Below are 21,335 nucleotides of genomic sequence, written 5' to 3'. Positions count from 1 at the left end.
CGGATCAGACCAGCTCGCGGCCGCGCGTCTCCGGCAGCCCCAGCAGCGCCAGCACGGCGATGCCGTAACCGACGGCGCCGAAGACCAGCGCGCCGCCCACGCCCCAGCTCTCGGCGAGGAAGCCGACGAGGGTCGGGAACAGCGCGCCCACGGCACGTCCGGTGTTGTACGTGAACCCCTGCCCCGTGCCGCGTACCGCCGTCGGGTACAGCTCGGCGAGGAAGGAGCCGAACCCGCTGAAGATCGCCGACATGCAGAAGCCGAGCGGGAACCCGAGGACGAGCAGCAGGGTGTTCGCCCCGGAGGGGATGTGGGTGTAGGCGAGGACGCACAGCGCGGACAGCACGGCGAACAACGCGATGTTCTTCTTCCGGCCCAGCCGGTCCGTCAGATGGCCCCCGGTCAGATATCCGATGAAGGCGCCGGAGATCAGGAGCGTGAGGTACCCGCCGGTGCCCACGACGGTCAGCCCGCGCTCGGTCTTCAGGAAGGTCGGGACCCAGGTGGCGAGCGTGTAGTAGCCGCCCTGCACACCCGTGGACAGCAGCCCCGCGAACACCGTGGTGCGCAGCAGGTCCCGCTTGAAGATCGTGGTGAAGGAGCCGCGCGCGGCGCTGGCGAGGCGGGCCTTTGCCGCCTCCGGCGCGTCCTGCACATTGCGCCGTACGTAGACGACCAGCAGGGCGGGCAGTGCGCCCGTCCAGAACATCACGCGCCACGCGGTGTCCGCGTCCAGGAAGTGGAACACCAGCGTGTAGACGACCACGGCGAGGGCCCAGCCGGCCGCCCAGGCGCTCTGGACGCCGCCGAGCGTACGGCCCCGGTGCTTGGCCGAGGCGTACTCGGCGACCAGGATCGCGCCGACCGCCCACTCGCCGCCGAAGCCGAGGCCCTGGAGGGCGCGCAGGACAAGCAGCGTCTCGTAGTTGGGCGCGAAGCCGCACAGGACGGTGAAGAGCGCGTAGGTGATCACCGTGATCATCAGCGCCTTCACCCGCCCTATGCGGTCGGCGAGGATCCCGGCGACCGCGCCGCCGATGGCCGACACGACCAGGGTGACCGTGGTGAGCAGGCCTGTCTGGCCGCTGTCGAGGCTGAAGTAGGCGGAGATCGCCACCATGGACAGCGGCAGCGTGAAGAAGTCGTAGGAGTCCAGGGCGTATCCGCCGAAGGCACCGCCGAACGCGCGTCGCCCGCGCGGGCCGAGGGCGCGCAGCCAGGCGAACGCGCCGGTGTCCTCCGGCAGTTCACCGTGCGCGGATCGGTAGGTCCGGGTCGTACTCATGTGCACCTCGCAGAGGGGGAGGAGCGTGCTGAGTGGGGTGACCACAAGGTAGAGGATCGTTGAACGATCCGACAAGAGTCGTGTTGTCTCGTTCTTGTTTCTGCGCTTGACTCGCCGCGGGACGACGGAAGGGAAGAGGCGCTGTGGGCACAGGCGGGGCCGAAACCGGCGCGCTGGCGGACGACCGCCCGCTGCTGGGACGTACGAGCACGGCGGAACGCGTCGCCGACATCCTGCGCACCCGGATCGCGGAGGGTTTCTTCCCGCCCGGCGCGCGCCTCTCGGAGGAGAGCATCGGTGGCGCCCTCGGTGTGTCCCGCAACACACTGCGCGAGGCCTTCCGCCTGCTCACCCACGAGCGGCTGCTCGTGCACGAACTCAACCGGGGCGTCTTCGTCCGGGTCCTCGCCGTCCACGACGTCGTCGACATCTACCGCACCCGCCGGCTCGTCGAGTGCGCCGTCGTCCACGACCTGGGCGCCCCGCCGTTCACGCTCGACGGGCTGGTCGCCGCCGTGACCGACGGCGAGCGGGCCGCCCGCGCGAAGGACTGGAAGGGCGTCTCGACCGCCAACATCCACTTCCACCGGGAACTGGTGGCCCTCGCGGGCAGCGCCCGCACCGACGAGCTGATGCGCGGGGTGCTCGCCGAACTGCGTCTCGCCTTCCATGTCGTCGACGATCCGCGCGGCCTGCACGAGCCCTATCTCATAAGGAACCGGGAGATTCTGGACGCCCTTCGGGCGGGCGAACGGTCCACGGCGGAGCGGCTGCTGGCCCGCTATCTCGACGACTCCAGGACCCAGCTCGTCGACGTGTACGCGCGGTTGGTCGAAGAAGGAGACAAAAGGGATATTTGAGCGGGCGTGCCGCCCGGAGCGGCGGCAGGTACCGGGGTCGCTTCTGCGCCGTTTCGACCGGTGTCAGTGCGAGGACCTAATCTGTGCAGCGTGACTTCGCCTGCCTCGACGGACTTCGTTCCGCCCCAGCTCAGCGCGGGGCCGCGGCCCGCGCAGGGCCCGGCCGCCGACGAAGGGCTCGCGCGGCGGCTGCGTGCGCTCGCGTGCACCGCGCCGCTGCACGACCTGGACACCCGAAAGGCGAACCTGGCCGGGGAGTACTCGGTCTACGCGATGGCGGAAGTGGCGCTCGCCGCGATCGACCTCGTCACCCTCAACATGGACTTCGACACCGGCGCCGACCACGAGCAGATCGTCGCCCGGCTCCTGCCGCGCGTCGCCGCGCAGGCGCCCCACCGCCCGGCCGTCGAGCACGAGCGGGTCGCCCGCTGGGTGCTGGAGAACCTGATCAACGTCGGCAGCGTGGACCGCGGCTTCCGCGCGGTGTACGGCACGTTCGGCGCGGACGGGGTCTACGTCCGCCGGGACTACGACTTCAAGCTCATCGAGGAAGTCCCCGGGGGCGGCGGCAGCGTCTTTCTCCGCACCACCGACGAAGCGGTCAACGTGCTGGTCGGCGCACTCGACACGGATGTGACCAGCGCCCAGATCGCCGCCGAGGTGAAGCTGGAGGTGCTGATCAGCAGGGGCCGGCTGGCAGACGCCCAGCTCGCCGCCGAGCAGGCGCGGTACCGGACGGTGCAGTACGCCGAGACGCTCCGCAGGACCCTCGAGGCGACCCGGCGCAATGTCCGCGCGGTCGACTGGCTCAACCAGGTACCGGACATGATCGCCGAGGCGCTCGACCATGTCGCCGACCGCTACCGCCACGAGAACGCGATCCTCACGAACATCCGCAAAGCGCGTGACGAGGCCGAGGACCACGAGCACAAACGGCGCGCCGCCGAGCTCGTCGACATCGTCAAGGACTGCATCCGGCGCCACACCCAGCTCCAGTCCCGGCTCCTGGAGGCGGGCCCGCTGTTCCGCGCCGAACAGGACCGCCAGGCCTTCGCCACGCCCGCCGCGCACAGCGGCACGGACCTGTACGGGCAGCTCCTCGCCCCGCTGCTGCCCCTCCCCGTCGAGCGGGCGATCCGCGTCACCGACGCCTTCTTCGCCCACGGCACCGGCCTGCGGACCCCCGCGTCCGTGCGCGTCGGCGATCTCGTGGACATACTCCTCACGCCCCCCGTCGAGCGCGAGCACCTCGGTGCCGAGATGCCTGAACCGGACCTGATCGCGACCCCCGACGACAGCCGCTTCAGCGAAGAGCAACTGGCGAGCGCCAAAGAACTGCTCGACCTCGAACACGACGCCCCCCGCCGTCTCTCCGGCCTCCTGGCCGAGGCCCGTCGCCGTGACCCCGAACTCCCGTACCTGGTCGCCCTGCTGGCCGTCCACGCGGCGAGCCCGCCGGTCGGCACGGCCTACCGCCAGGGCGAGGAGCGCCTCCTCTTCGCCGTCGACGACGGCACCGAACTCGACGACCCGGAATTCGGCGGAGCCGACCTCATAGTGGGCACGGCCCTCCTGGACGCGGCGGGCATGGCCGCGGACCGGAAGGAGTCCGCATGACCGGGCCGGGAGCACGCAGGGGCGCGACGGCGGCCGCCGGGACCGCCGGGGCGGCATCCGCGCGGGTGGCGGTTCTTGCCGGGCACGCCGCCGCGCTGGGCGGCGTGCCCGCCTCGGCGCGAGGGGCGGTCGCCGTCGCGCCCCGCTGCGACGGATTCGCGGAGGTCCTAACTGAACATGTTCGTGCCGGGCGCGCCCTCGGGCCGTGTGGGAGGCCGGCGCGCGGGGCAGCGGCCGTACGCGCCTTGCCGGCCGCTGCCGGGCGGGGTGCGGCCCTGCCGCTTCGACGGGCGGCCGTACTAGCCGGGCGCGCCGCGGGGCCGTGTGTGGCGCCGGCCCGCGGGATCGCCGCGGGCGCCGGGGCCGCCGCGCCGCCGGCGCCGGTGGCCGGCGGCCCAGCCGTCCCCGCCACCCCGCCGGCGGAGCCCGCCCGCCCCCTCCACCGTCCCGCCCTCCCCACCTTCCGTACCGAGGAGTCCCCGTCGTGAGTGACCACCACGCAGAGCACGCCGACGCGTGGAGCGAGCCCGACGGGGCGGGCGCCGCCGCCACCCCCAGCGGTGCCGCCGCCGTCACCCCCGCCGACGCCGCCGACGCCGCCCGGCTCGTGTCCTTCGGGCTGCAGCCCAAGCTGCTGCCGGCCCGCGACGCCGAGTACAGCGACCTGCTGCGCCGCTACCGCGAGGAGCCCGCCTTCGCGCGCCTCGCCGACGCCGTCGCGACCGGCCTCGGCCTCGTCGTCCTCGAAGTCTCGCCCCGCGCCGGAATGGCCGTCACCGCCGGTGAGGACTCCGTCTTCGCCGTCCGGATGGGCGACTACGCCCGCCGCGCCTCCGCCGACTCCGCCGATCGGTTCCTGCACGGCCTAACCCATCTCGCCGTCGCCGCCATGGCGTTCCCGCGCCCCGAGGACCTCGCCGACGACGGTTACATCGGCCGGCTCACCGTCAACGGCGTCGACGCGTTCGTACGCCAGGCCTGCCGCCGCCTGGAGGAGCGCGCCGACGCGGAGGGGGAGAACACCGACCCGGCCTCCGACGCCCCCGGACTCGAGGCGGCCTGGCGGATCTACGCCCGCCGCAGCGCCACGGGTGCCACCAAGGACGCCCGCCGGCTCGCCGGATCCACCACCGGGATCGTCGGCAAGGCCGTCGCCTTCCTCACCGACTCCGGCTTCCTCCAGCGCACCGGCGACGACGCCGGCGGCTCCTACCGCACCACCGCCCGCTACCAGCTCCAGGTCCGTGACATGGCCGGCAGCGCCGCGATGGCCGAGCTCCTCGAACTCGGCGTCGTCCCCGTCGGCGACGGCACCGCCACCCTGCTGCCGCCGCCCGACGGCGACGACCTCGAGCTCGCCGCCGACGCCGGCCTGCCCTTCCACGCGTAACCACACCTCCTGACGACGAGAGTCCGCCGATGTACGAGCTGTCCCGGGTCCGCCTCTACTCCATCGGTCCCGCCGGTGCGCGCTACGCCGACACCGTGCTGGACCTGCGAGGAGTCGGCGAGCCCGTGCCCCACCCGGCCCCGGCGCAGGCGGAGTTCTTCGAGGAGGAGCCGGTCGGGCCGCCGCGCCGCCCCGCACCCGCCGGCGTGCTCTTCCTGGAGAACGGCGGCGGCAAGTCGGTCCTGCTCAAGCTGATCTTCTCGGTCATGCTGCCCGGCCACCGCAACACCCTCGGCGGCGCCAGCTCCGGCGTGCTGCGCAAGTTCCTGCTCGCCGACGACTGCGGCCATGTCGCCCTGGAGTGGCAGCACACCCTCACCGGCGAGCTCGTCGTCGTCGGCAAGGCCAGCGAGTGGCGCGGCCGTCAGGTCTCCAACGATCCGCGCAAGTTCGCCGAGGCCTGGTACTCCTTCCGCCCCGGGCCCGGACTCAGCCTCGACTCGCTGCCCGTCGCCGAGGCCACCTCCGTCCGTCCGCCCGTCGAGGGCGCCTCCGGTGCCCAGGGCCGCCGCCGCACCATGAAGGGCTTCCGCGACGCGATCACCGAGGCGGGCAAGGTGTATCCGCACCTGGAGGTGTACTGGGAGGAGATCCACGACCGCTGGAACGAACACCTCGGCGATCTGGGCCTCGACCCCGAGCTCTTCCGCTACCAGCGGGAGATGAACGCGGACGAGGGCGAGGCCGCCGGCCTCTTCGCGGTCAAGAAGGACTCCGACTTCACCGACCTGCTGCTCCGCGCGGTCACCGACACCCGCGACACGGACGGCCTCGCCGACCTCGTCAGCGGCTTCGGCAACAAGCTCGGCCGCCGCGCCGAGCTCACCGCCGAGCGCGACTTCACCGCCGGTTCCGTCGACCTCCTCGGCCGGATCGTCGAGACCGCCGGCATCCGCGCCCGGACCCGCGACATCCATGCCGGCGCCGAGCGCCGCACCCGCACCCTCGCCCGCCGGCTCTCGGCCCGCGCCGGCGAGGAGCGCGGCCGCGCCGCCGAGCTCTCCCAGCAGGTCACCGCCGCCGCCCATACCGTCACCGAGACGGAGCAGGCCCGCAGCCGCAGCTCCCTGATCTCCGCCGAACTGGCCTATCGCCACGCCTCGCTGGCCCTCACCGCCGCCGAGAAGGGCGCGGCATCCCAGCGGCGCGAGCTGACCGACGCCCGTACGCTGCACGCCGCCTGGCAGGCCGCCGAGTCGGTCCTGCGCCACCGCGCCGCCGCCGACCGCTCCGCGCGGGTCGCCGCCGCCATCCGCGAGGCCGAGCGGGACGCCGCCCCGGCACTCGCCGCGCGCGCCAGGGCCGCGGGCGACCTCGTACGGGCCCTGCACGCCGCCGCCGAGGACGGCGAGCGCCACGCGACGGAGGAGGAGGAGCGCTCCGCCGCCCTCCAGGAGGCCGGCGAGGCCGCGCACCGCGACGCCACCGCCGCGGCCACCGAGGCGCAGCGCGCCCGCAGCGAGGCGGGCCATCTGCGCCAGCGCCTGGCCGAGGTCGAGCAGGAGACCGCCGAGGCGGTCCGGGCCGGCTGGCTCGACGACACCGCCCCCGACGCCGACCCGGCCCGCGCGGCGCTCGCCGCGAGCGATGCCGAGAAGACGGCGGTCGCCGTCTGGGACACGGCCCGCGACGCCGCCCGTGCGGCCGCCGAACGTGCCAGGGAGGCCGCCGCCACCGAGAGCCGCGCCGAACTGGCGGCCGCCCGCGCGGCCGACGCGGCCCGCGCCGCGGAGAACGCGTACGGCGCCGAACACCGCGCAGCCGAATCCCTCGCGTCCGACGAACGCCTCGCTGAATTGCTGAGCTTCCCCACGGCCCCGACCAGGTCGGCGCTTCCCGGCCAGCGGGTCTCGGGCACGGGCGCGGCCGACCCCGGCGACAGCCGCTCCGGCTCGGTCGCAGCCGCATACGGCCAGGGTCCAGGTGCCCCCGGCTCAGGCACGTCCGCCGGTCGTGCCGCCTCCGCCGGCGACTCCACCTCCATGGCCGGCACCGAGCCCGGCCCCCTCCCCGCCGCCGCGAACGGTCACCCCGCGCCCACCCCCGATGGCCCCCTCACCGTCGCGGAGTTCGACCGGTACGCCGACGAGCTGCGTGAACTGCTCGACCAGTCGATCGCGTCCGCCGAGCGAAGCCTCTTCGACCTGCGTACGGCCGCCGCCGACGACTCCCGGATCCTGGGGGCCCTCGGTGACGGAGGTCTGCTGCCGCCCGGCCCCGACGTCCTCGCCACGGTCGAGTACCTCGGAGAGCACGGCATTCCCGCCCTCCCCGGCTGGCGCTACCTCGCGCAGGCCGTCGACCCGGCCGACCACGCGGCGGTACTGGCCGCGCGCCCGGAGCTCGTCGACGGTGTGGTGATCACCGACCCCGTCTCGTACGCCCGCGCCCGTGACGTCCTCGCCCGCGCGGCCCTGCTGCCGCGTTCCGCCGTGGCCGTCGGTACGACCGCCGCGCTGCTCGCGCCCGTGCCCGGACCGCGGACCGGAGAGGACGCGGGCGTCTTCCTCGTACCGCCGAATCCAGCGATGCACGACGAGCACGCCGCCGACGAGGAGCGCCAGGCACTGCGCGCCCGCGCCGCCGCCCGCGACGAGGAGATCCGTACGCTGGCGGCCCGGCTCACGGCCGACCGTTCGCTCGCGGCCCGTATCGGCTCGTGGCGCGCGGACTGCCCGCCGGGCATGTTGGCCGAGCTCGCCGAGGCGGCGGCCGGCGCACGTGAGGCGGCCCAGGCCGCCGAGGCGGAGCTCGCCGAGGCCCGGGCCGCCCGGACGGAGGCCGACGAGGCCGCCGCCGACACCGCCCGCGTACGCGACGAGCGCCAGGAGACGGCCCAGCGGGCCCGCCGCGCCGCCGACGCCCTCGCGGGCCTGGCCTTCCGGCTGCGCGAGCGGGCCGGATGGCAGGCACAACTCCGTGAACTCGCCGATGACGCGGCCGAGTCGGAGGCCCGCGCCCAGACGTTGCTGGAGCGCGCCCGCGCCGCCGACGAGGACCGCCGTGCTGCCCAGCGCGCCGCCGACGACGCCCACCGCACCGCCCGCGCCCTGCGGGCCGAGCGCGCCGAGATCGCGGGCGCCCCGGAAACCCTCCCGGAGGCCGACCCCGACGCCCCGCGCGTCTCCCTGCCCGCGCTGCGTGAGGCGTACCGCGCCGCGTCGCAGCTGTACGAGAAGGTCGGCGTCGGCGCCGACCTGCGTGCCGAGCAGGCCCGTGCCGAGAGCGACGAGAGCGCCGCCCTCGCCGAGCTGGACCGGCTCACCAACAAGGTCCGCACCCGTGCCGAGCACCTCCTCGAATCCACCGACGGCGCCGACGGCCCGTCGCGTCAGGCGGCCGCCGCACGCGCGGAATCGCTCGTGCAGATGCTGGAGACACGCGCGTCGGAGGCGAGCGAGAAGCTCGGCCGGCTGCGCGGTGAGGCCGAGCGGCTGGCCCCCGCCGACGGCGAGGCGCACACCGAACTCCCCGAGGAGCTCGTCCCCGCCGACGCCGAGCAGGCGCAGACCCTGCTGCGATCCGCTGCCACCGAACTCGCCGCCCGCACCGACGCCCTGGAGACCGCCCGCGCCACCCACGCCGGGCTGCTGCGGGCCCACCGCGCGTCGGAGGACGCCGCCGGAGGCTTCGACGAGACATCGGCCCTCCTGCGCGACCTCCTGCGCGACCACGCGGAGGAGGAGCAGGAGGAGACCGAGCCGTACGCCGGCACCCTGGAGGAGGCCAGGCACACCGCCGCCGAGGCCCGCCGTTCCCTGCGGGGGTGTGCGGCCGACCTGTCCGCCGCCGACGCCGCCGTACGGGAAACCTGCGACGTGCTCGTACGGCACGCCAACTCCACCCGCTACGAACAGGTGCGCACCCCCGCGCGCCAGCAGATCCGGGAACTGCCCGCCGCAGCGCTGCCGGAGCACGCCGCCAAGTGGGCCGAGGCGTTCGCGCCGCGCCTGCGCGTCCTCACCGACGAGCTGGCGCAGCTGGAGCGCAACCGCGACTCCATCGTCGACCGGCTGCGCGGCCTCGTGGAGTCGGCGCTCACCACTCTGCGCTCCGCGCAGCGTCTGTCCCGGCTCCCCGAGGGGCTGGGGGAGTGGTCGGGCCAGGAGTTCCTGCGGATCCGCTTCGAGGAGCCGGACCAGGCCACCCTCACCGAGCGGCTCGGCGAGGTCATCGACGAGGCGACCCGCGCCGCCGTCAAGAAGAACTCCGACCTGCGCAGGGACGGAATGTCACTGTTGCTGCGCGGAGTCCAGGCAGCCCTGGAACCCAAGGGCATCGCCGTCGAGATCCTCAAGCCGGACGCCGTGCTGCGCGCCGAGCGGGTCCCGGTCGGGCAGATGGGCGACGTCTTCTCCGGCGGACAGCTGCTCACCGCCGCCATCGCGCTCTACTGCACGATGGCCGCCCTGCGCAGCAACGACCGGGGCCGCGACAAGCACCGCCACGCGGGCACGCTCTTCCTCGACAATCCGATCGGCCGCGCCAACGCCACCTATCTGCTGGAGCTCCAGCGGGCGGTCTCGGACGCCCTCGGTGTCCAGCTCCTGTACACCACGGGGCTGTTCGACACGACGGCCCTCGCGGAGTTCCCGCTGGTCATCCGCCTGCGCAATGACGCGGACCTGCGAGCGGGGCTGAAGTACATCAGCGTCGAGGAGCACTTGCGCCCCGGGCTTCCGCAGCAGAACCCGGACGGCGAGCCGGTGCACGGCGAGATCACCGCCACCCGGATGTTCCGCCGCGGTGGGACGGAACCGACGGCGGCCGGGCCGTCGCGGGAGCCGGCGGGCAACCAGGTGGCCGACCCGGCCTCGGCCTGACGACAGTCGTCTCCGCGGGGTACGGGAGTTCAGGCCCGGGAGAGCCTGCCCGTGCCCCGCCGCCGTATCCGGGCGCGCGTCGCCTCGCGCCCCGACGCCCGCGCATCGCGCCGCGCCCTGCGGCGCTCCCGCCGGAGCTCGCGCGCGGTGCTGCTCGGCATGGAGACCACGCCGTGGCGCTGGTTCCACACCTGGCGCGTCACCCACACGTCCAGCACGCTCCACGTCGCCACGACCGTACTGGCCACACTGCTGAGCACCATGGGAAAGGCCAGCCAGGAGCCGGTGAGCGTGCCGAAGAAGGCCACCATCGCCTGAATGAGCGTCACGGACGTCAGCAACACCGCGCGCACCGCGGCCGTTCTCACCGGATCCGGCATCCGGCGCCGCGGCGCCGGCTCCTCCACCCACAACTGACGCGGGGCTTCCCGCCCGTCCGCCTCGGCCGGTATCGCCGCTCGCGTTCCGTCCGTCTCCGGCGCCGCCTCTGCCCGGCGCTCGTACGTGTCCATCGCTTCCGTCACTCCCCACCACTGACCGACTTCAGGGTGGCTGCCCGTCTTCAGGCGCTTTACGCAGACAGTCCTCGTCCCCGTACATAAGGACGACTGGTCGGAGAAGAAGATTCCCTCCGAAGCGCTCTCCGGACGAAGACTTCCAGCCATCCGTCCCCAGGGGAAAAACGAGGCTCCGCCTGGTGTCCTGCGCCACGGCGAGAACGCCAACTCGCCGAATACCAGGACAACTCATGATCAAGGTGCCCCTGCTCGGCCGAAAATCGTCCGGACGTGTCTTCGAGTTGGCTGGGAGGCAGTAGTAGGCTCACGCCGTTTGTTGCCGGTTGACGCGAGAACACCCGTTCCAAGCGGGGGTTGAGCTGGGGGAGGCCATGCGCTTTCGCGGGAAGTCCATCCGCAGGAAGATCGTGGCGTTGCTCCTTGTGCCGCTCGTCTCCCTCACGGGTCTCTGGGGTTTCGCGACCGTGCTCACGGGACGCGAGGCCAACCAACTCCTCGACGTCGGCTACGTCATCGAGAAGATCGGCTATCCGCTCGAGGACGCCGTCCGCGTCATCCAGAAGGAACGCCGACAGACCCTGGTCTATCTCGCCGACCCCCGCGCCTCCGACGCCCTCGCCGCTCTCCGGCAGGAGCGCACCGCCACCGACACGGCCATCGCCAGGATCCGCGTCAACGCCGAGGACGCCGACGTCCGCCAGGCGCTGCGACCCCCGGCGAGCCAGCGGATGAACTCCCTCCTCGAAGCCCTCGACGGGCTCACCGCCCTGCGCCGCTCGGTGGAGAACCGCAGCCTCGGCCGGATGCAGGCCCTCGAGTTCTACAACCGCCTCGTCGACCCGTGCTACGGCTTCATGATGACCCTCCACGCGCTGGAGAACGTGGAGATGGACAAGCAGGGCCGAGCCCTCGTCGGTATCGCCAGGGCCCGGGAGACGCTCGCCCGCGAGGACGCCCTCGTCGCCTCCGCCCTCATCACCCGCCGCGTCACCACCGCGGAGCTCCGCGCCGTCTCCGACCTCATCGCCAGCCGCAAGCAGTTCTACGAGGTCAACCTCGAGGTCCTGCCGGCCTCCGAACGCGAGATCTTCGAGCAGTACTGGCGAAGCCCCGACACCGAGCCGCTGCGCGACGCCGAGGAAGCCCTCATAGCGGCCGGCCCCAGCAAGAACCCCCGCACCACCGACGCCACCCGCTGGCAGGAGATGGCAGGCCCCGTCCTCGACGACCTCGCACGCGAGGACACCGAGGCCGGTGACCGCTACCAGGACCGCGTCCAGCCCGCCGCGTACAGCGTCCTGCTCAAGGCCGGCGTGGCCGGCGTCCTCGGCTTCATGGCGCTCCTCGTCTCGGTGATCGTCTCCGTGCGCATCGGCCGGGAACTGGTCCGCGACCTGCGGCGCCTGCGCAAGGAGGCCCATGAGGTCTCCGGCGTCCGGCTGCCCAGCGTGATGCGCCGGCTCGCCGCCGGCGAACACGTCGACGTGGAGACCGAGGCGCCACACCTCGAATACGCCAAGGACGAGGTCGGCGAGGTCGGTCAGGCCCTCAACACGCTCCAGAGGGCCGCCGTCGAGGCAGCCGTCAGGCAGGCCGCCATGCGCCGCGGCGTCGCCGAGGTGTTCGTGAACCTCGCCCGCCGCAACCAGGTACTGCTCCACCGCCAGCTCACGCTCCTCGACGCCATGGAGCGGCGCACCGAGGACACCGACGAGCTCGCCGACCTGTTCCGCCTCGACCACCTCACGACCCGGATGCGGCGCCACGCCGAGGGTCTGGTGATCCTCTCCGGCGCCGCCCCCTCCCGCCAGTGGCGCAAGCCGGTTCAGCTCATGGACGTCGTACGGGCCGCTGTGGCCGAGGTCGAGGACTACGAGCGCATCGAGGTACGGCGACTGCCACGCCTCGGCGTCGGCGGCCCCGCCGTCGCCGACCTCACCCACCTGATCGCCGAACTCCTGGAGAACGCCACGGTGTTCTCGCCCCCGCACACCGCGGTGCAGGTCCTCGGCGAGCGCGTGACCAACGGCTTCACCCTGGAGATCCACGACCGCGGCCTCGGCATGGCCCCCGATGCGCTGCTGGACGCCAATCTGCGGCTGGCGGAGACCCCGGAGTTTGAGCTCTCCGACACCGACCGGCTCGGCCTCTTCGTGGTCAGCCGCCTCGCGCAGCGACAGAACGTACGCGTCTCGCTCCAGCCCTCCCCCTACGGCGGCACGACCGCGGTCGTCTTCATCCCGGCCACGCTGCTCACCGACGCCCCCGAGACCGAGGGCACGGGCTTCCGCCTGGACCGCAAGGGCAACGGCGAGAACGCTCCGCGCCGCCCGATGCTCTCCAAGGTGCCTTCGCCCGGCGGGAAGCGCGTTCTCGACGGCCCGGTCGAACTCGAACCGCCCCTTGGCATACCGGGGTTCGACGACCGGCCACTGCCGGGCCGGCGGCGGGGGAGCGGGACGCGCCCGCCCTACGGCGACCGGCCCGCCCTCACCGAACGTCCGGCCTTCACGGCCGCCGACTCGCTCCTCGACCCGATGGCCGACCCGCTGACCGATCCCCTCACCGGGACCAGGAGCGGCGCGGTGCCCGGCCGGACGGCCGATCCGAGTGCCGACCTCGACGACACGGAGAGCGAGCGCGGCGGCATCTTCCGGGCCCGGGCGCATCTGCGCCGGATGCCCTCGGAGCAGCACCAGCAGGCGGCCGACCAGCTGCCCGAGCGCGCCACCGAAGGCCCCCTCCCGCTGCCCCGCCGCCGCCCGCCGACGCTGATCGCCGATCACGGCCGCCGGGTGGACGAGCCGGGCCGTGCGCACCCGGCGCCTCCCCAGGGCCCGGACGGCCGGTCCGCCCAGCTGCCCGGGCATCCGCTCACGCCCACGACCCAGCGGCCGTCGCCGACCGCACCGGCGCTCTCCTCAGTGCCGACGCCGGACGATCCGCCGGCCGGACTCGGTGGGCTGCCCCGCCGGGTCCGCCAGGCCAGCCTGGCCCCCCAGCTGCGGGAAACCACCGCCACGGGAGCGGCCGGCCGTGCGGGCGCCCCGGCGGAGACGGACAGCGACATCGAGCGCGACGCGGAACAGGTACGCGACCGGATGGCATCGATGCAGCGAGGCTGGCAGCGGGGCCGCCGGCAGAACGCCGCCATGGACCAGACCGGCGGGACAGCACCAGGAACGACACCGGAGGGGGACGGTCGATGACCGCACCGAACGCCGCAGCACAGCACGCCACCGGAAACGGTTCCGGCGAACTCAACTGGCTCCTCGACGAGTTGGTCGACCGCGTCGGGTCCATCCGCAAGGCCCTCGTGCTCTCCAGCGACGGGCTCCCTACCGGCACGTCCAAGGACCTGACCCGCGAGGACAGTGAGCACCTCGCCGCCGTCGCCTCCGGATTCCACAGCCTCGCCAAGGGCGTGGGCCGTCACTTCGAGGCGGGCAGGGTGCGCCAGACCGTCGTCGAACTCGACGACGCCTTCCTCTTCGTCACCGCGGCCGGGGACGGCAGCTGTCTCGCGGTGCTGTCCGACGCGGACTCGGACGTCGGCCAGGTCGCGTACGAGATGACGCTCATGGTCAAGCGGGTCGGGGTCCACCTCACGACGGCGCCCCGGACCGGCCTGCCCGCCGGAGGGTGAGTGGGACGGCATGAGTGACACTGGCCGCCGTACCCAAGAGGACGCCCGGGCCCATGAGGCCACCGGGGGCCCGGGACACCCCCCGGCCTCCGGGGGGCCGCGGACCGCCGAGGACGCCCGGACCTTCACCGACGCCCGGCACCCCGGCGGCGCCCCGTCCTCCGACGACGTCCAGGACGGGCACCCGCACCACTGGTTCGACGACGAGGCGGGGCCGGTGGTCCGCCCGTACGCCATGACCCGGGGGCGCACCAGCAGCGCCTCCCGCCACCGGCTCGACCTCATCGCCCTGGTGGTGCCCGAGCCCGCGGCCGACGACCCGGGCCGGGACCAGACGCTCTCCCCGGAACACGTCGAGATCGTCGAGCGGTGCAGTGACCTTCCCCAGTCGATCGCCGAACTCGCCGCCGGGCTCGACCTCCCCGTCGGGGTGGTACGGGTCCTGGTCGGCGACCTCGTCGAGGACGAGCTCGTCCACGTAACCCGCCCCGTTCCGCCGGCCGAACTGCCGGACGTGAGCATTCTCCGCGAGGTGATCAATGGCCTTCGGGCGCTCTAGCCGCAAGAAGCGGCTCGTCGAACCGGTGACGCTGAAGATCCTCGTCGCCGGCGGCTTCGGGGTGGGCAAGACCACCCTGGTGGGTGCGGTCAGCGAGATCAGACCACTGCGCACCGAGGAGACGCTGAGCGAGGCCGGCCGCCCCGTCGACGACGTGCACGGCGTCGAGAGCAAGACGACGACCACGGTCGCCATGGACTTCGGACGGATCACCCTCCGCGAGGACCTCGTGCTCTACCTCTTCGGAACGCCCGGCCAGGACCGGTTCTGGTTCCTCTGGGACGAGCTCGCGCAGGGGGCGCTGGGGGCCGTCGTCCTCGCGGACACCCGCCGCCTGGAGGACTGCTTCGCGGCCGTGGACTACTTCGAGCGGCGCGGGATTCCCTTCACGATCGCCGTCAACTGCTTCGAGGGAGCCGACCGGTTCCCGACCGAGACGGTACGCGCCGCGCTCGACCTGGACCCCGAGGTCCCGCTGATGATGTGCGACGCGCGCGACCGGGAGTCCGTCAAGGACGTCCTGGTGTCGGTGGTCGAACACGCGCTGCTCCTGGCCGCCCGGGAGCGTGAGCCGGCCGCGACCTGACCCACGACACGCCCCATGGGAACGACGCCGGGAGCGGCGTCGGGCGCGACTGCGATGTCACGCCCGACGCCGCTCAGCGGCGCCGGTGCATGCGCCATCGGCGGCGCGATGTCACGCCCCGCCGGCCTCCTCCCACCCGAAGCTCCGCTCCACCGCCTTGCGCCAGTTCGCGTACTCCCGCTCCCGCGCCGGCGCCTCCATCCGCGGCGACCACTCCACGTCCCGCTGCCAGTGGGCCTTCAGCTCATCCGTGTCCGACCAGACGCCCGTGGCGAGCCCAGCCGCGTACGCCGCGCCCAGGCACGTCGTCTCCGACACCCTGGGCCGGATCACCGGCACGCCCAGCACATCGGCCTGATGCTGCATGAGCAGCTGGTTGGCGGTCATGCCGCCGTCCACCTTGAGCGTGGTGATCGGTACCCCCGAGTCCTGGTACATCGCGTCCACCACCTCACGCGTCTGCCAGCTCGTCGACTCCAGGACCGCCCGCGCCAGATGCGCCTTGGTCACATAGCGGGTCAGACCGGTGATGACCCCGCGGGCGTCGGAGCGCCAGTAGGGCGCGTACAGCCCGGAGAACGCCGGCACGATGTACGCGCCGCCGTTGTCCTCCACGCTCGCGGCGAGCGTCTCGATCTCGTCCGCGCTGCGGATGATGCCGAGCTGGTCACGGAACCACTGCACCAGCGCGCCCGTGATCGCGATCGAGCCCTCCAGGCAGTACACCGGGGCCTGTTCGCCGATCTTGTAGCCGAGCGTGGTGATCAGCCCGCTCTTGGACGGCACGGGCCGCTCCCCGGTGTTCAGCAGCAGGAAACTGCCCGTGCCGTACGTGTTCTTGGCCGTGCCGGCGTCGTAGCACGCCTGCCCGAAGACCGCGGCCTGCTGGTCGCCGAGCGCCGAGGCCACCGGCACCCCCTGGAGCTGACCGACAGCCGTCCCGTACACCTCGGCGGAAGAGCGGATCTCCGGCAGGATCGCGGCGGGCACCTTCATCGCGGCGAGGATGGAGGCGTCCCACTCCAGGCTCTTCAGGTTCATCAGCATCGTGCGGGAGGCGTTGGTCACGTCGGTGACGTGGACGCCGCCCTCCGCACCGCCCGTGAGATTCCAGATCAGCCAGGAATCGATCGTGCCGAAGGCGATCTCGCCGCGCTCGGCACGCCCGCGCAGGCCGGGGACGTTGTCCAGCAGCCAGGCCGCCTTGGGGCCGGAGAAGTAGCTGGCGAGCGGAAGCCCGGTGGCGTCCCGGAACCGGTCCTGCCCGTGCGCGCCGCCCAGCTCCTCGCAGAGGGCGGCGGTCCGGGTGTCCTGCCAGACGATCGCGTGGTGCACGGGCTTCCCGGTGGCGCGGTCCCACAGCACGGTCGTCTCGCGCTGGTTGGTGATCCCCAGCGCGCTCAGCTGCTCCGCCCGCAGCCCGGCCTTGGCGAGCGCGCCCGCCACGACGGCCTGGACCTTGGACCAGATCTCGGTGGCGTCGTGCTCGACCCATCCCGGCCGGGGGAAGATCTGACGGTGCTCGCGCTGGTCGACGGCGACGATCGCGCCGTCCTGGTTGAAGATGATGCAGCGGCTCGACGTGGTGCCCTGGTCGATCGCGGCGACGAACGTGTCCGTCATGTCAGCTCCTAGGACGAGGGATCACGCGGGAAGGCGGAGATGCGCGGGGGGCGGGCGGCCGGAGATGGCTGCCGATGGCCGAAGAGGGCAGCTAGAAGGCCAGGTTGAAGACGACCCCGGCGAGCAGGCCCCCCACGAGGGGGCCGGCCACCGGAACCCACGCGTAACCCCAGTCCGACGTTCCCTTGTGGGGGATCGGCAGCACGGCGTGGACGATCCGGGGACCGAGGTCACGGGCGGGGTTGATGGCGTAGCCCGTCGGGCCGCCGAGGGACATGCCGATGCCGACGACCAGCAGCGACACGAGCAGGATGGAGATACCGGAGCCGTAGATGCCGGCGGCCTGGCCCGGCACCTGCCCGACGCCGATGCCGTCGTTCTTCCCGAAGGCCAGGATCGGCAGGACGAGCGCCATGGTGGCGATGATCTCGGTGACCAGGTTCGCGACCGGATCGCGGATCTCCGGCCCGGTGGAGAAGATCCCGAGCGTCGGCTGGGCGGTCTCCCGGTCCGTGTTGGCCCGGAACTGCGCCAGGTACACCAGCCACGCCAGTACGGCGCCGAGCATCGCGCCGACCATCTGACCGAGGATGTAGAGCGGCACCTTGTCCCACTCACCGGTGTCGACGGCTACGCCGACGGTCACGGCCGGGTTGAGATGGCCGCCGGAGAGGGGTGCGGAGGTGTACGCGCCGGCCAGGACGCCGAAGCCCCAGCCGAAGGCGATGACGGCCCAGCCCGCGGCTTTGGCCTTGGAGAAGTTGAGCGTGACGGCGGCGCACACTCCCGCGCCGAAGAGGATGAGAATCGCGGTACCGATGACTTCACCGACGAAGATGTCCCCATTGCTCATGGCGGCTCCTAGGCAGGGTGCGTTGTCCCATGGCGTGGTGAGCGTGCCTATGTGCGGCGCTGTGGCGCTGTGACGGGCGGTCGCGGGCGTTGCCGACGAGGACGCAGTTTTCTCCGGCTGTGAGGGGGCGTCAAGGTCGCGTACACGGGCCACGGTTCCTGCGCGGGACTGAGCGTCCGGACGCGACGGTGAAGCATCCCCCCGTGTCCGCCGGTCTCAGCGCACCACGACGACCGCCGACCCGTGCCCGAAGAGCCCCTGGTTCGCGGTGAGGCCGACACGCGCGCGCGGAACCTGCCGGTCACCCGCCGCGCCGCGCAGCTGCCAGGTGAGCTCGCAGACCTGGGCGATGGCCTGCGCCGGCACCGCCTCCCCGAAGGAGGCCAGCCCCCCGCTGGAGTTCACGGGGACGCGTCCGCCGAGCGCCGTGACACCCTCGCGTACGAGCTTCGCGCCCTCGCCGGTCCCGCACAGCCCGATGTCCTCGTACCACTCCAGCTCCAGCGCGGTCGAGAGGTCGTACACCTCGGCCAGCGACAGATCCTCGGGGCCGATACCGGCCTCCTCGTAGGCGGCCCTGGCGATGGAGGACCGGAACGTGTGGGGCGAGGGGCTGACGGCCGCCGCCGAGTCGGTGGCGATGTCGGGCAGGTCGAGGATCGCCTTCGGATACGTCGGCGTGACGGTGGAGACGGCCCGGATACGAACAGGGGCGGCGGCCCCGTGCCGCCGCGCGAACTCCATGCTGGACAGCACCAGCGCCGCCCCGCCGTCCGATGTGGCGCAGATGTCGAGCAGCCGCAGCGGATCGGCCACGATCGCCGAGGCGGCGACCTCCTCGGCCGTCACGGCCCTGCGGTACCGGGCCCGGGGGTTGAGCGCCCCGGCGGCCGCGTTCTTCACCTTGACGTGCGCGAAGTCCTCCGGAGTGTCGCCGTACAGTGCCATGCGACGGCGGGCGTACAGCGCGAAGTACGCGGGGTTGGTCGCCCCGAGCACACGAAAGCGCAGCCAGTCGGGATCGTCCCGCCGGTCTCCTCCCGGGGGAGCGAAGAAGCCCTTCGGAGCGGCGTCGGCGCCGACGACCAGGACGACGTCCGCCATACCGGCGAGGATCTGCGCGCGCGCCGTGTTGATGGCCTGGGCCCCGGAGGCGCAGGCCGCATACACGCTGGTCACCCGGGCCCCTTGCCAGCCGAGTGCCTGGGCGAAGGTGGCTCCGGCCACGTATCCCGGATAGCCCCCGCGGACGGTGTCCGCGCCCACCACGGACTGGACGTCCTGCCATCCGATTCCGGCATCGGCGAGCGCCTCGCGGGCCGCCGCCGTGCCGTACTCCACGAAGCCGCGCCCCCACTTCCCCCAGGGGTGCATTCCGGCGCCGAGCACGGCGATGTCACTCATCACGCCACCTCTCGAGGAGTCACCTGGTCCGAAGACGCCGCGCGCCGCCGGTCCGAAGCCCGGTCCGACGCGGCAGGCACCGGCGTGGCCCGCTCGGACGTGTCTCGCTCCCGCGCCACCGGTCGCCAGTGCCAGGTGGTCCAGATCGTGTGCGCGTCCTCGTTGAGGACACCCGGTACGACCTCGACCTCCATGCCGACGGCCAGATCCCCGACGCCGACTCCTGGCGCGGCCTGCCCCAGCACGACCATCGCCTCGGCCTCCAGCTCGACGGCGACCAGGGTGTACGGCTCCCACTGCGCCTCCGGATCGGAGACGTACGGTGCGGGCGGCCGGTACCGGCCGTCGGTGTACGACCAGACGCGGCCACGCTTGGAGAGCGGCACCTCTGCCAACTCCGTGCCGTCGCAGGCCGGATTGCGGCAGAAGGAGTCCTCGCGGGGGAAGAAGACCGAGGCGCAGGCCGTGCAGCGGGTGCCCAGCAGCCGGAACTCCTCCTCGCCAGTACCGACGTCGCCGCCGGTCCCGAGGTCGCCCGCAGAGAGACCGCCCGTGCCGGGGTCACCCGCCCCCGGCCGGCCGCCGCCGTGGGTGGTGAACCAGCCGGCGACGACCGGCGTACGTGATGCGCCGGGCGCACCCGCCCCACCAGCCGCCTCCACCCCACCGGCCGCATCCGCTGCCCTGGTCGTGCTCGCCGACTGCGTCAAGACCCCTCCCCGGCTCCACTTATCTGACGGATCGTCAGGAGTGTGCCATGGATCGCCGCAGGGGTCAGCGGTTCTCCGCGAGCCATTTGGCCGCGATCTCGGCCAGCTCCGCGTCCCGCCCGGCCAGCATCATGCGGATCATCTGCGCGTCGCCCCGCAGCGACCACCCCGGATGCCCGAAGGTCGCCGGGTTGTTCTTCTCGATGAAGAAGTGCGCCGGCCACGCGGTGCCGTACCCGATCAGCGGCAGCGCGGCCAGATACCGCTTACGCCCCCGGGCCAGCCCGTACGCGCTGATCGCGAGCCCGGTCAGGGTGCCCGTCAGATGCACCCACCGGGTCGCCGCCCGGGAGTGCATGGCCACGTAGTAGGGCCAGAACTCCTCGTACGAATCAAAGGTCTGCTCAGTCATGGGGGAACCGTAGTGCCGTTCCTGAGAACCGGATACGGGCCCACGGCGTCCGTCAGAGAAGAACGGGCGGCCGGGATCCACGGGGGTGGTCCCGGCCGCCCGTTCGCCTCTCCTCTACGGTCGGCGCTCGCTCAGTGGCCGGCCACCGACCGCCGGGCGACCGGGAAGTCGAAGTAGGTGGACGGGAACGGCTCGGGCTTGAAGGTGAAGTGCCACCACTCCTCGGGCAGGTTCACGAAGCCGAGATCGCCGAGGGTGGTCTTGAGCAGCTGTCGGTTGGCCCGCTGGGCGCCCTGGACGCGCGGGTCGTCCGTGTGCGAGAGCGTGTCGAAGCAGTCGAAACCCGTTCCCATGTCGACGGAGTTGTCGGGGAAGCGCTCGGCCCGAGGGGCGTAGCACTCCACCAGCTTCTCGCCCGGGACGTACGGTCGCGTCGGCGCCGCCGGCAGCTTCACCAGGGTCAGGTCGACCGTCGAACCCCGACTGTGTCCGGACTTCTCCGCGATGTAACCGTCCGCGAACAAGCGCGACTTGTCGACATGGGGATAGAACTCCGCCTTCATCTTCTCGTCGGCCAGGTCCTTGGCCCAGCGAACGAAGTGATCGACGGCCCGCTGAGGCCGGTAACAGTCGTAGACCTTCAGGGAGTAGCCCTGCCTCAGCAGCTTCATCTGCGCCCGGTGCAGCGCCTGTGCGGCGGGCCGGGTCAGGATGCACAGGGGCTGGCGGTAGCCGTCCACCGGTTCACCCACGAAGTTGTGCTCGGTGGTGTAGCGCATCTCCTGGATGATCGTGGGGTCCACCGAGCGCAGTGCCACGAACTCCTCGGGGGCCTTCGGCTCGGGCGTGGCCCGTGCGGCGGGCGCGGAGGCGGTGAGCGCGCCGGCCGCGACGATCCCGGCCGTGGCGGTCGCGAGCAGGGAACGGAGGGCGTAAGCAAGTCCTGTCATGTGCACCGTCTATCAGTTCAGGACCGGGTCGGGAAAGAC

Annotated in this window: 15 protein-coding genes and 1 pseudogene; 8 read left to right on the top strand and 8 right to left on the bottom strand. The window is 72.8% G+C overall.

The genetic code is table 11. The features are described from left to right. Nucleotides 1–4: 4 nt before the first annotated feature. The gene (locus ACZ7J0_RS28785; protein ID WP_470892176.1) at nt 5–1,285 is read right to left on the bottom strand and encodes an MFS transporter; all 1,281 of its coding nucleotides are present in this window, start codon (nt 1,283–1,285) and stop codon (nt 5–7) included. A gap of 143 nt (nt 1,286–1,428) precedes the next feature. Here ACZ7J0_RS28785 and ACZ7J0_RS28780 point away from each other — a divergent pair, with 143 nt between their 5' ends. The 4 genes from ACZ7J0_RS28780 (at nt 1,429) to ACZ7J0_RS28765 (ending at nt 10,035) form a co-directional block, all read left to right on the top strand. Beyond that, on the top strand, nt 1,429–2,145 hold the full coding sequence (locus tag ACZ7J0_RS28780) for a GntR family transcriptional regulator (protein WP_470892174.1): 717 nt from the start codon (nt 1,429–1,431) through the stop codon (nt 2,143–2,145). Between the two features lie 90 nt (nt 2,146–2,235). Continuing rightward, on the top strand, nt 2,236–3,762 hold the full coding sequence (locus ACZ7J0_RS28775) for a hypothetical protein (RefSeq protein WP_470892172.1): 1,527 nt from the start codon (nt 2,236–2,238) through the stop codon (nt 3,760–3,762). A 484-nt stretch (nt 3,763–4,246) separates the two neighbouring features. After that, nucleotides 4,247–5,152 carry a hypothetical protein gene (locus ACZ7J0_RS28770; RefSeq protein ID WP_470892170.1) on the top strand — a complete coding sequence of 302 codons (906 nt, stop codon included), beginning with the start codon at nt 4,247–4,249 and terminating at the stop codon, nt 5,150–5,152. Nucleotides 5,153–5,181: 29 nt separating this feature from the next. Then, nucleotides 5,182–10,035, top strand: a complete 4,854-nt coding sequence (locus tag ACZ7J0_RS28765) for a hypothetical protein (RefSeq protein WP_470892168.1) — start codon at nt 5,182–5,184, stop codon at nt 10,033–10,035. Between the two features lie 29 nt (nt 10,036–10,064). Here the strand turns inward: ACZ7J0_RS28765 and ACZ7J0_RS28760 are convergent, their stop codons facing one another. Further along, nucleotides 10,065–10,547: a hypothetical protein gene (locus ACZ7J0_RS28760; protein WP_470892166.1), complete on the bottom strand. Its 483-nt coding sequence runs from the start codon at nt 10,545–10,547 to the stop codon at nt 10,065–10,067. Between the two features lie 377 nt (nt 10,548–10,924). Here ACZ7J0_RS28760 and ACZ7J0_RS28755 point away from each other — a divergent pair, with 377 nt between their 5' ends. From ACZ7J0_RS28755 to ACZ7J0_RS28740, 4 genes are read left to right on the top strand one after another with little or no spacing between them, the layout of a single operon-like run. Continuing rightward, nucleotides 10,925–13,762: a nitrate- and nitrite sensing domain-containing protein gene (locus tag ACZ7J0_RS28755; protein ID WP_470892164.1), complete on the top strand. Its 2,838-nt coding sequence runs from the start codon at nt 10,925–10,927 to the stop codon at nt 13,760–13,762. Continuing rightward, nucleotides 13,759–14,199 carry a roadblock/LC7 domain-containing protein gene (locus ACZ7J0_RS28750; protein ID WP_470892162.1) on the top strand — a complete coding sequence of 147 codons (441 nt, stop codon included), beginning with the start codon at nt 13,759–13,761 and terminating at the stop codon, nt 14,197–14,199. Before ACZ7J0_RS28755 ends, ACZ7J0_RS28750 begins: the two co-directional genes overlap by 4 nt. Nucleotides 14,200–14,209: 10 nt before the next feature. Next, a complete protein-coding gene (locus tag ACZ7J0_RS28745) occupies nt 14,210–14,758 on the top strand; it encodes a DUF742 domain-containing protein (RefSeq protein ID WP_470892160.1) in 549 nt (182 codons plus the stop codon). After that, nucleotides 14,739–15,344: a GTP-binding protein gene (locus ACZ7J0_RS28740; RefSeq protein WP_470892158.1), complete on the top strand. Its 606-nt coding sequence runs from the start codon at nt 14,739–14,741 to the stop codon at nt 15,342–15,344. The genes ACZ7J0_RS28745 and ACZ7J0_RS28740 overlap by 20 nt, the downstream gene beginning before the upstream one ends. 111 nt (nt 15,345–15,455) lie before the next feature. Here the strand turns inward: ACZ7J0_RS28740 and glpK are convergent, their stop codons facing one another. The 6 genes and pseudogenes from glpK to ACZ7J0_RS28710 form a co-directional block, all read right to left on the bottom strand. Continuing rightward, nucleotides 15,456–16,967, bottom strand: a complete 1,512-nt coding sequence (gene glpK / locus ACZ7J0_RS28735) for a glycerol kinase GlpK (protein WP_470892157.1) — start codon at nt 16,965–16,967, stop codon at nt 15,456–15,458. Nucleotides 16,968–17,058: 91 nt separating this feature from the next. After that, nucleotides 17,059–17,820 carry an MIP/aquaporin family protein gene (locus tag ACZ7J0_RS28730; RefSeq protein WP_470892155.1) on the bottom strand — a complete coding sequence of 254 codons (762 nt, stop codon included), beginning with the start codon at nt 17,818–17,820 and terminating at the stop codon, nt 17,059–17,061. A 216-nt stretch (nt 17,821–18,036) separates the two neighbouring features. Continuing rightward, a complete protein-coding gene (locus ACZ7J0_RS28725) occupies nt 18,037–19,227 on the bottom strand; it encodes a lipid-transfer protein (protein ID WP_470892153.1) in 1,191 nt (396 codons plus the stop codon). A gap of 113 nt (nt 19,228–19,340) precedes the next feature. Further along, nucleotides 19,341–19,709: pseudogene (locus tag ACZ7J0_RS28720) on the bottom strand (Zn-ribbon domain-containing OB-fold protein); the annotation flags it as partial. Between the two features lie 289 nt (nt 19,710–19,998). Continuing rightward, complete coding sequence (locus ACZ7J0_RS28715) at nt 19,999–20,346, bottom strand: Mpo1-like protein (protein WP_470892151.1); 348 nt, start codon at nt 20,344–20,346, stop codon at nt 19,999–20,001. A 131-nt stretch (nt 20,347–20,477) separates the two neighbouring features. Then, nucleotides 20,478–21,296 (bottom strand): M15 family metallopeptidase, encoded by an 819-nt coding sequence (locus ACZ7J0_RS28710; protein WP_470892149.1) that lies wholly within the window; start codon nt 21,294–21,296, stop codon nt 20,478–20,480. Between the last annotated feature and the right edge of the window lie 39 nt (nt 21,297–21,335).

This window comes from Streptomyces sp. NPDC038280, from assembly GCF_055600045.1.
This window is presented reverse-complemented; position numbering and strand designations above follow the sequence as displayed.

What these genes read in the sequence shown, in the direction of transcription:
- ACZ7J0_RS28755 (WP_470892164.1), top strand. Translation starts at nt 10,925, where the DNA reads ATGCGCTTTCGCGGGAAGTCCATCCGCAGGAAGATCGTGGCGTTGCTC.
- ACZ7J0_RS28785 (WP_470892176.1), bottom strand. Translation starts at nt 1,285, where the DNA reads ATGAGTACGACCCGGACCTACCGATCCGCGCACGGTGAACTGCCGGAG.
- ACZ7J0_RS28740 (WP_470892158.1), top strand. Translation starts at nt 14,739, where the DNA reads ATGGCCTTCGGGCGCTCTAGCCGCAAGAAGCGGCTCGTCGAACCGGTG.
- ACZ7J0_RS28750 (WP_470892162.1), top strand. Translation starts at nt 13,759, where the DNA reads ATGACCGCACCGAACGCCGCAGCACAGCACGCCACCGGAAACGGTTCC.
- ACZ7J0_RS28765 (WP_470892168.1), top strand. Translation starts at nt 5,182, where the DNA reads ATGTACGAGCTGTCCCGGGTCCGCCTCTACTCCATCGGTCCCGCCGGT.
- ACZ7J0_RS28760 (WP_470892166.1), bottom strand. Translation starts at nt 10,547, where the DNA reads ATGGACACGTACGAGCGCCGGGCAGAGGCGGCGCCGGAGACGGACGGA.
- ACZ7J0_RS28710 (WP_470892149.1), bottom strand. Translation starts at nt 21,296, where the DNA reads ATGACAGGACTTGCTTACGCCCTCCGTTCCCTGCTCGCGACCGCCACG.
- ACZ7J0_RS28715 (WP_470892151.1), bottom strand. Translation starts at nt 20,346, where the DNA reads ATGACTGAGCAGACCTTTGATTCGTACGAGGAGTTCTGGCCCTACTAC.
- ACZ7J0_RS28745 (WP_470892160.1), top strand. Translation starts at nt 14,210, where the DNA reads ATGAGTGACACTGGCCGCCGTACCCAAGAGGACGCCCGGGCCCATGAG.
- glpK (WP_470892157.1), bottom strand. Translation starts at nt 16,967, where the DNA reads ATGACGGACACGTTCGTCGCCGCGATCGACCAGGGCACCACGTCGAGC.
- ACZ7J0_RS28730 (WP_470892155.1), bottom strand. Translation starts at nt 17,820, where the DNA reads ATGAGCAATGGGGACATCTTCGTCGGTGAAGTCATCGGTACCGCGATT.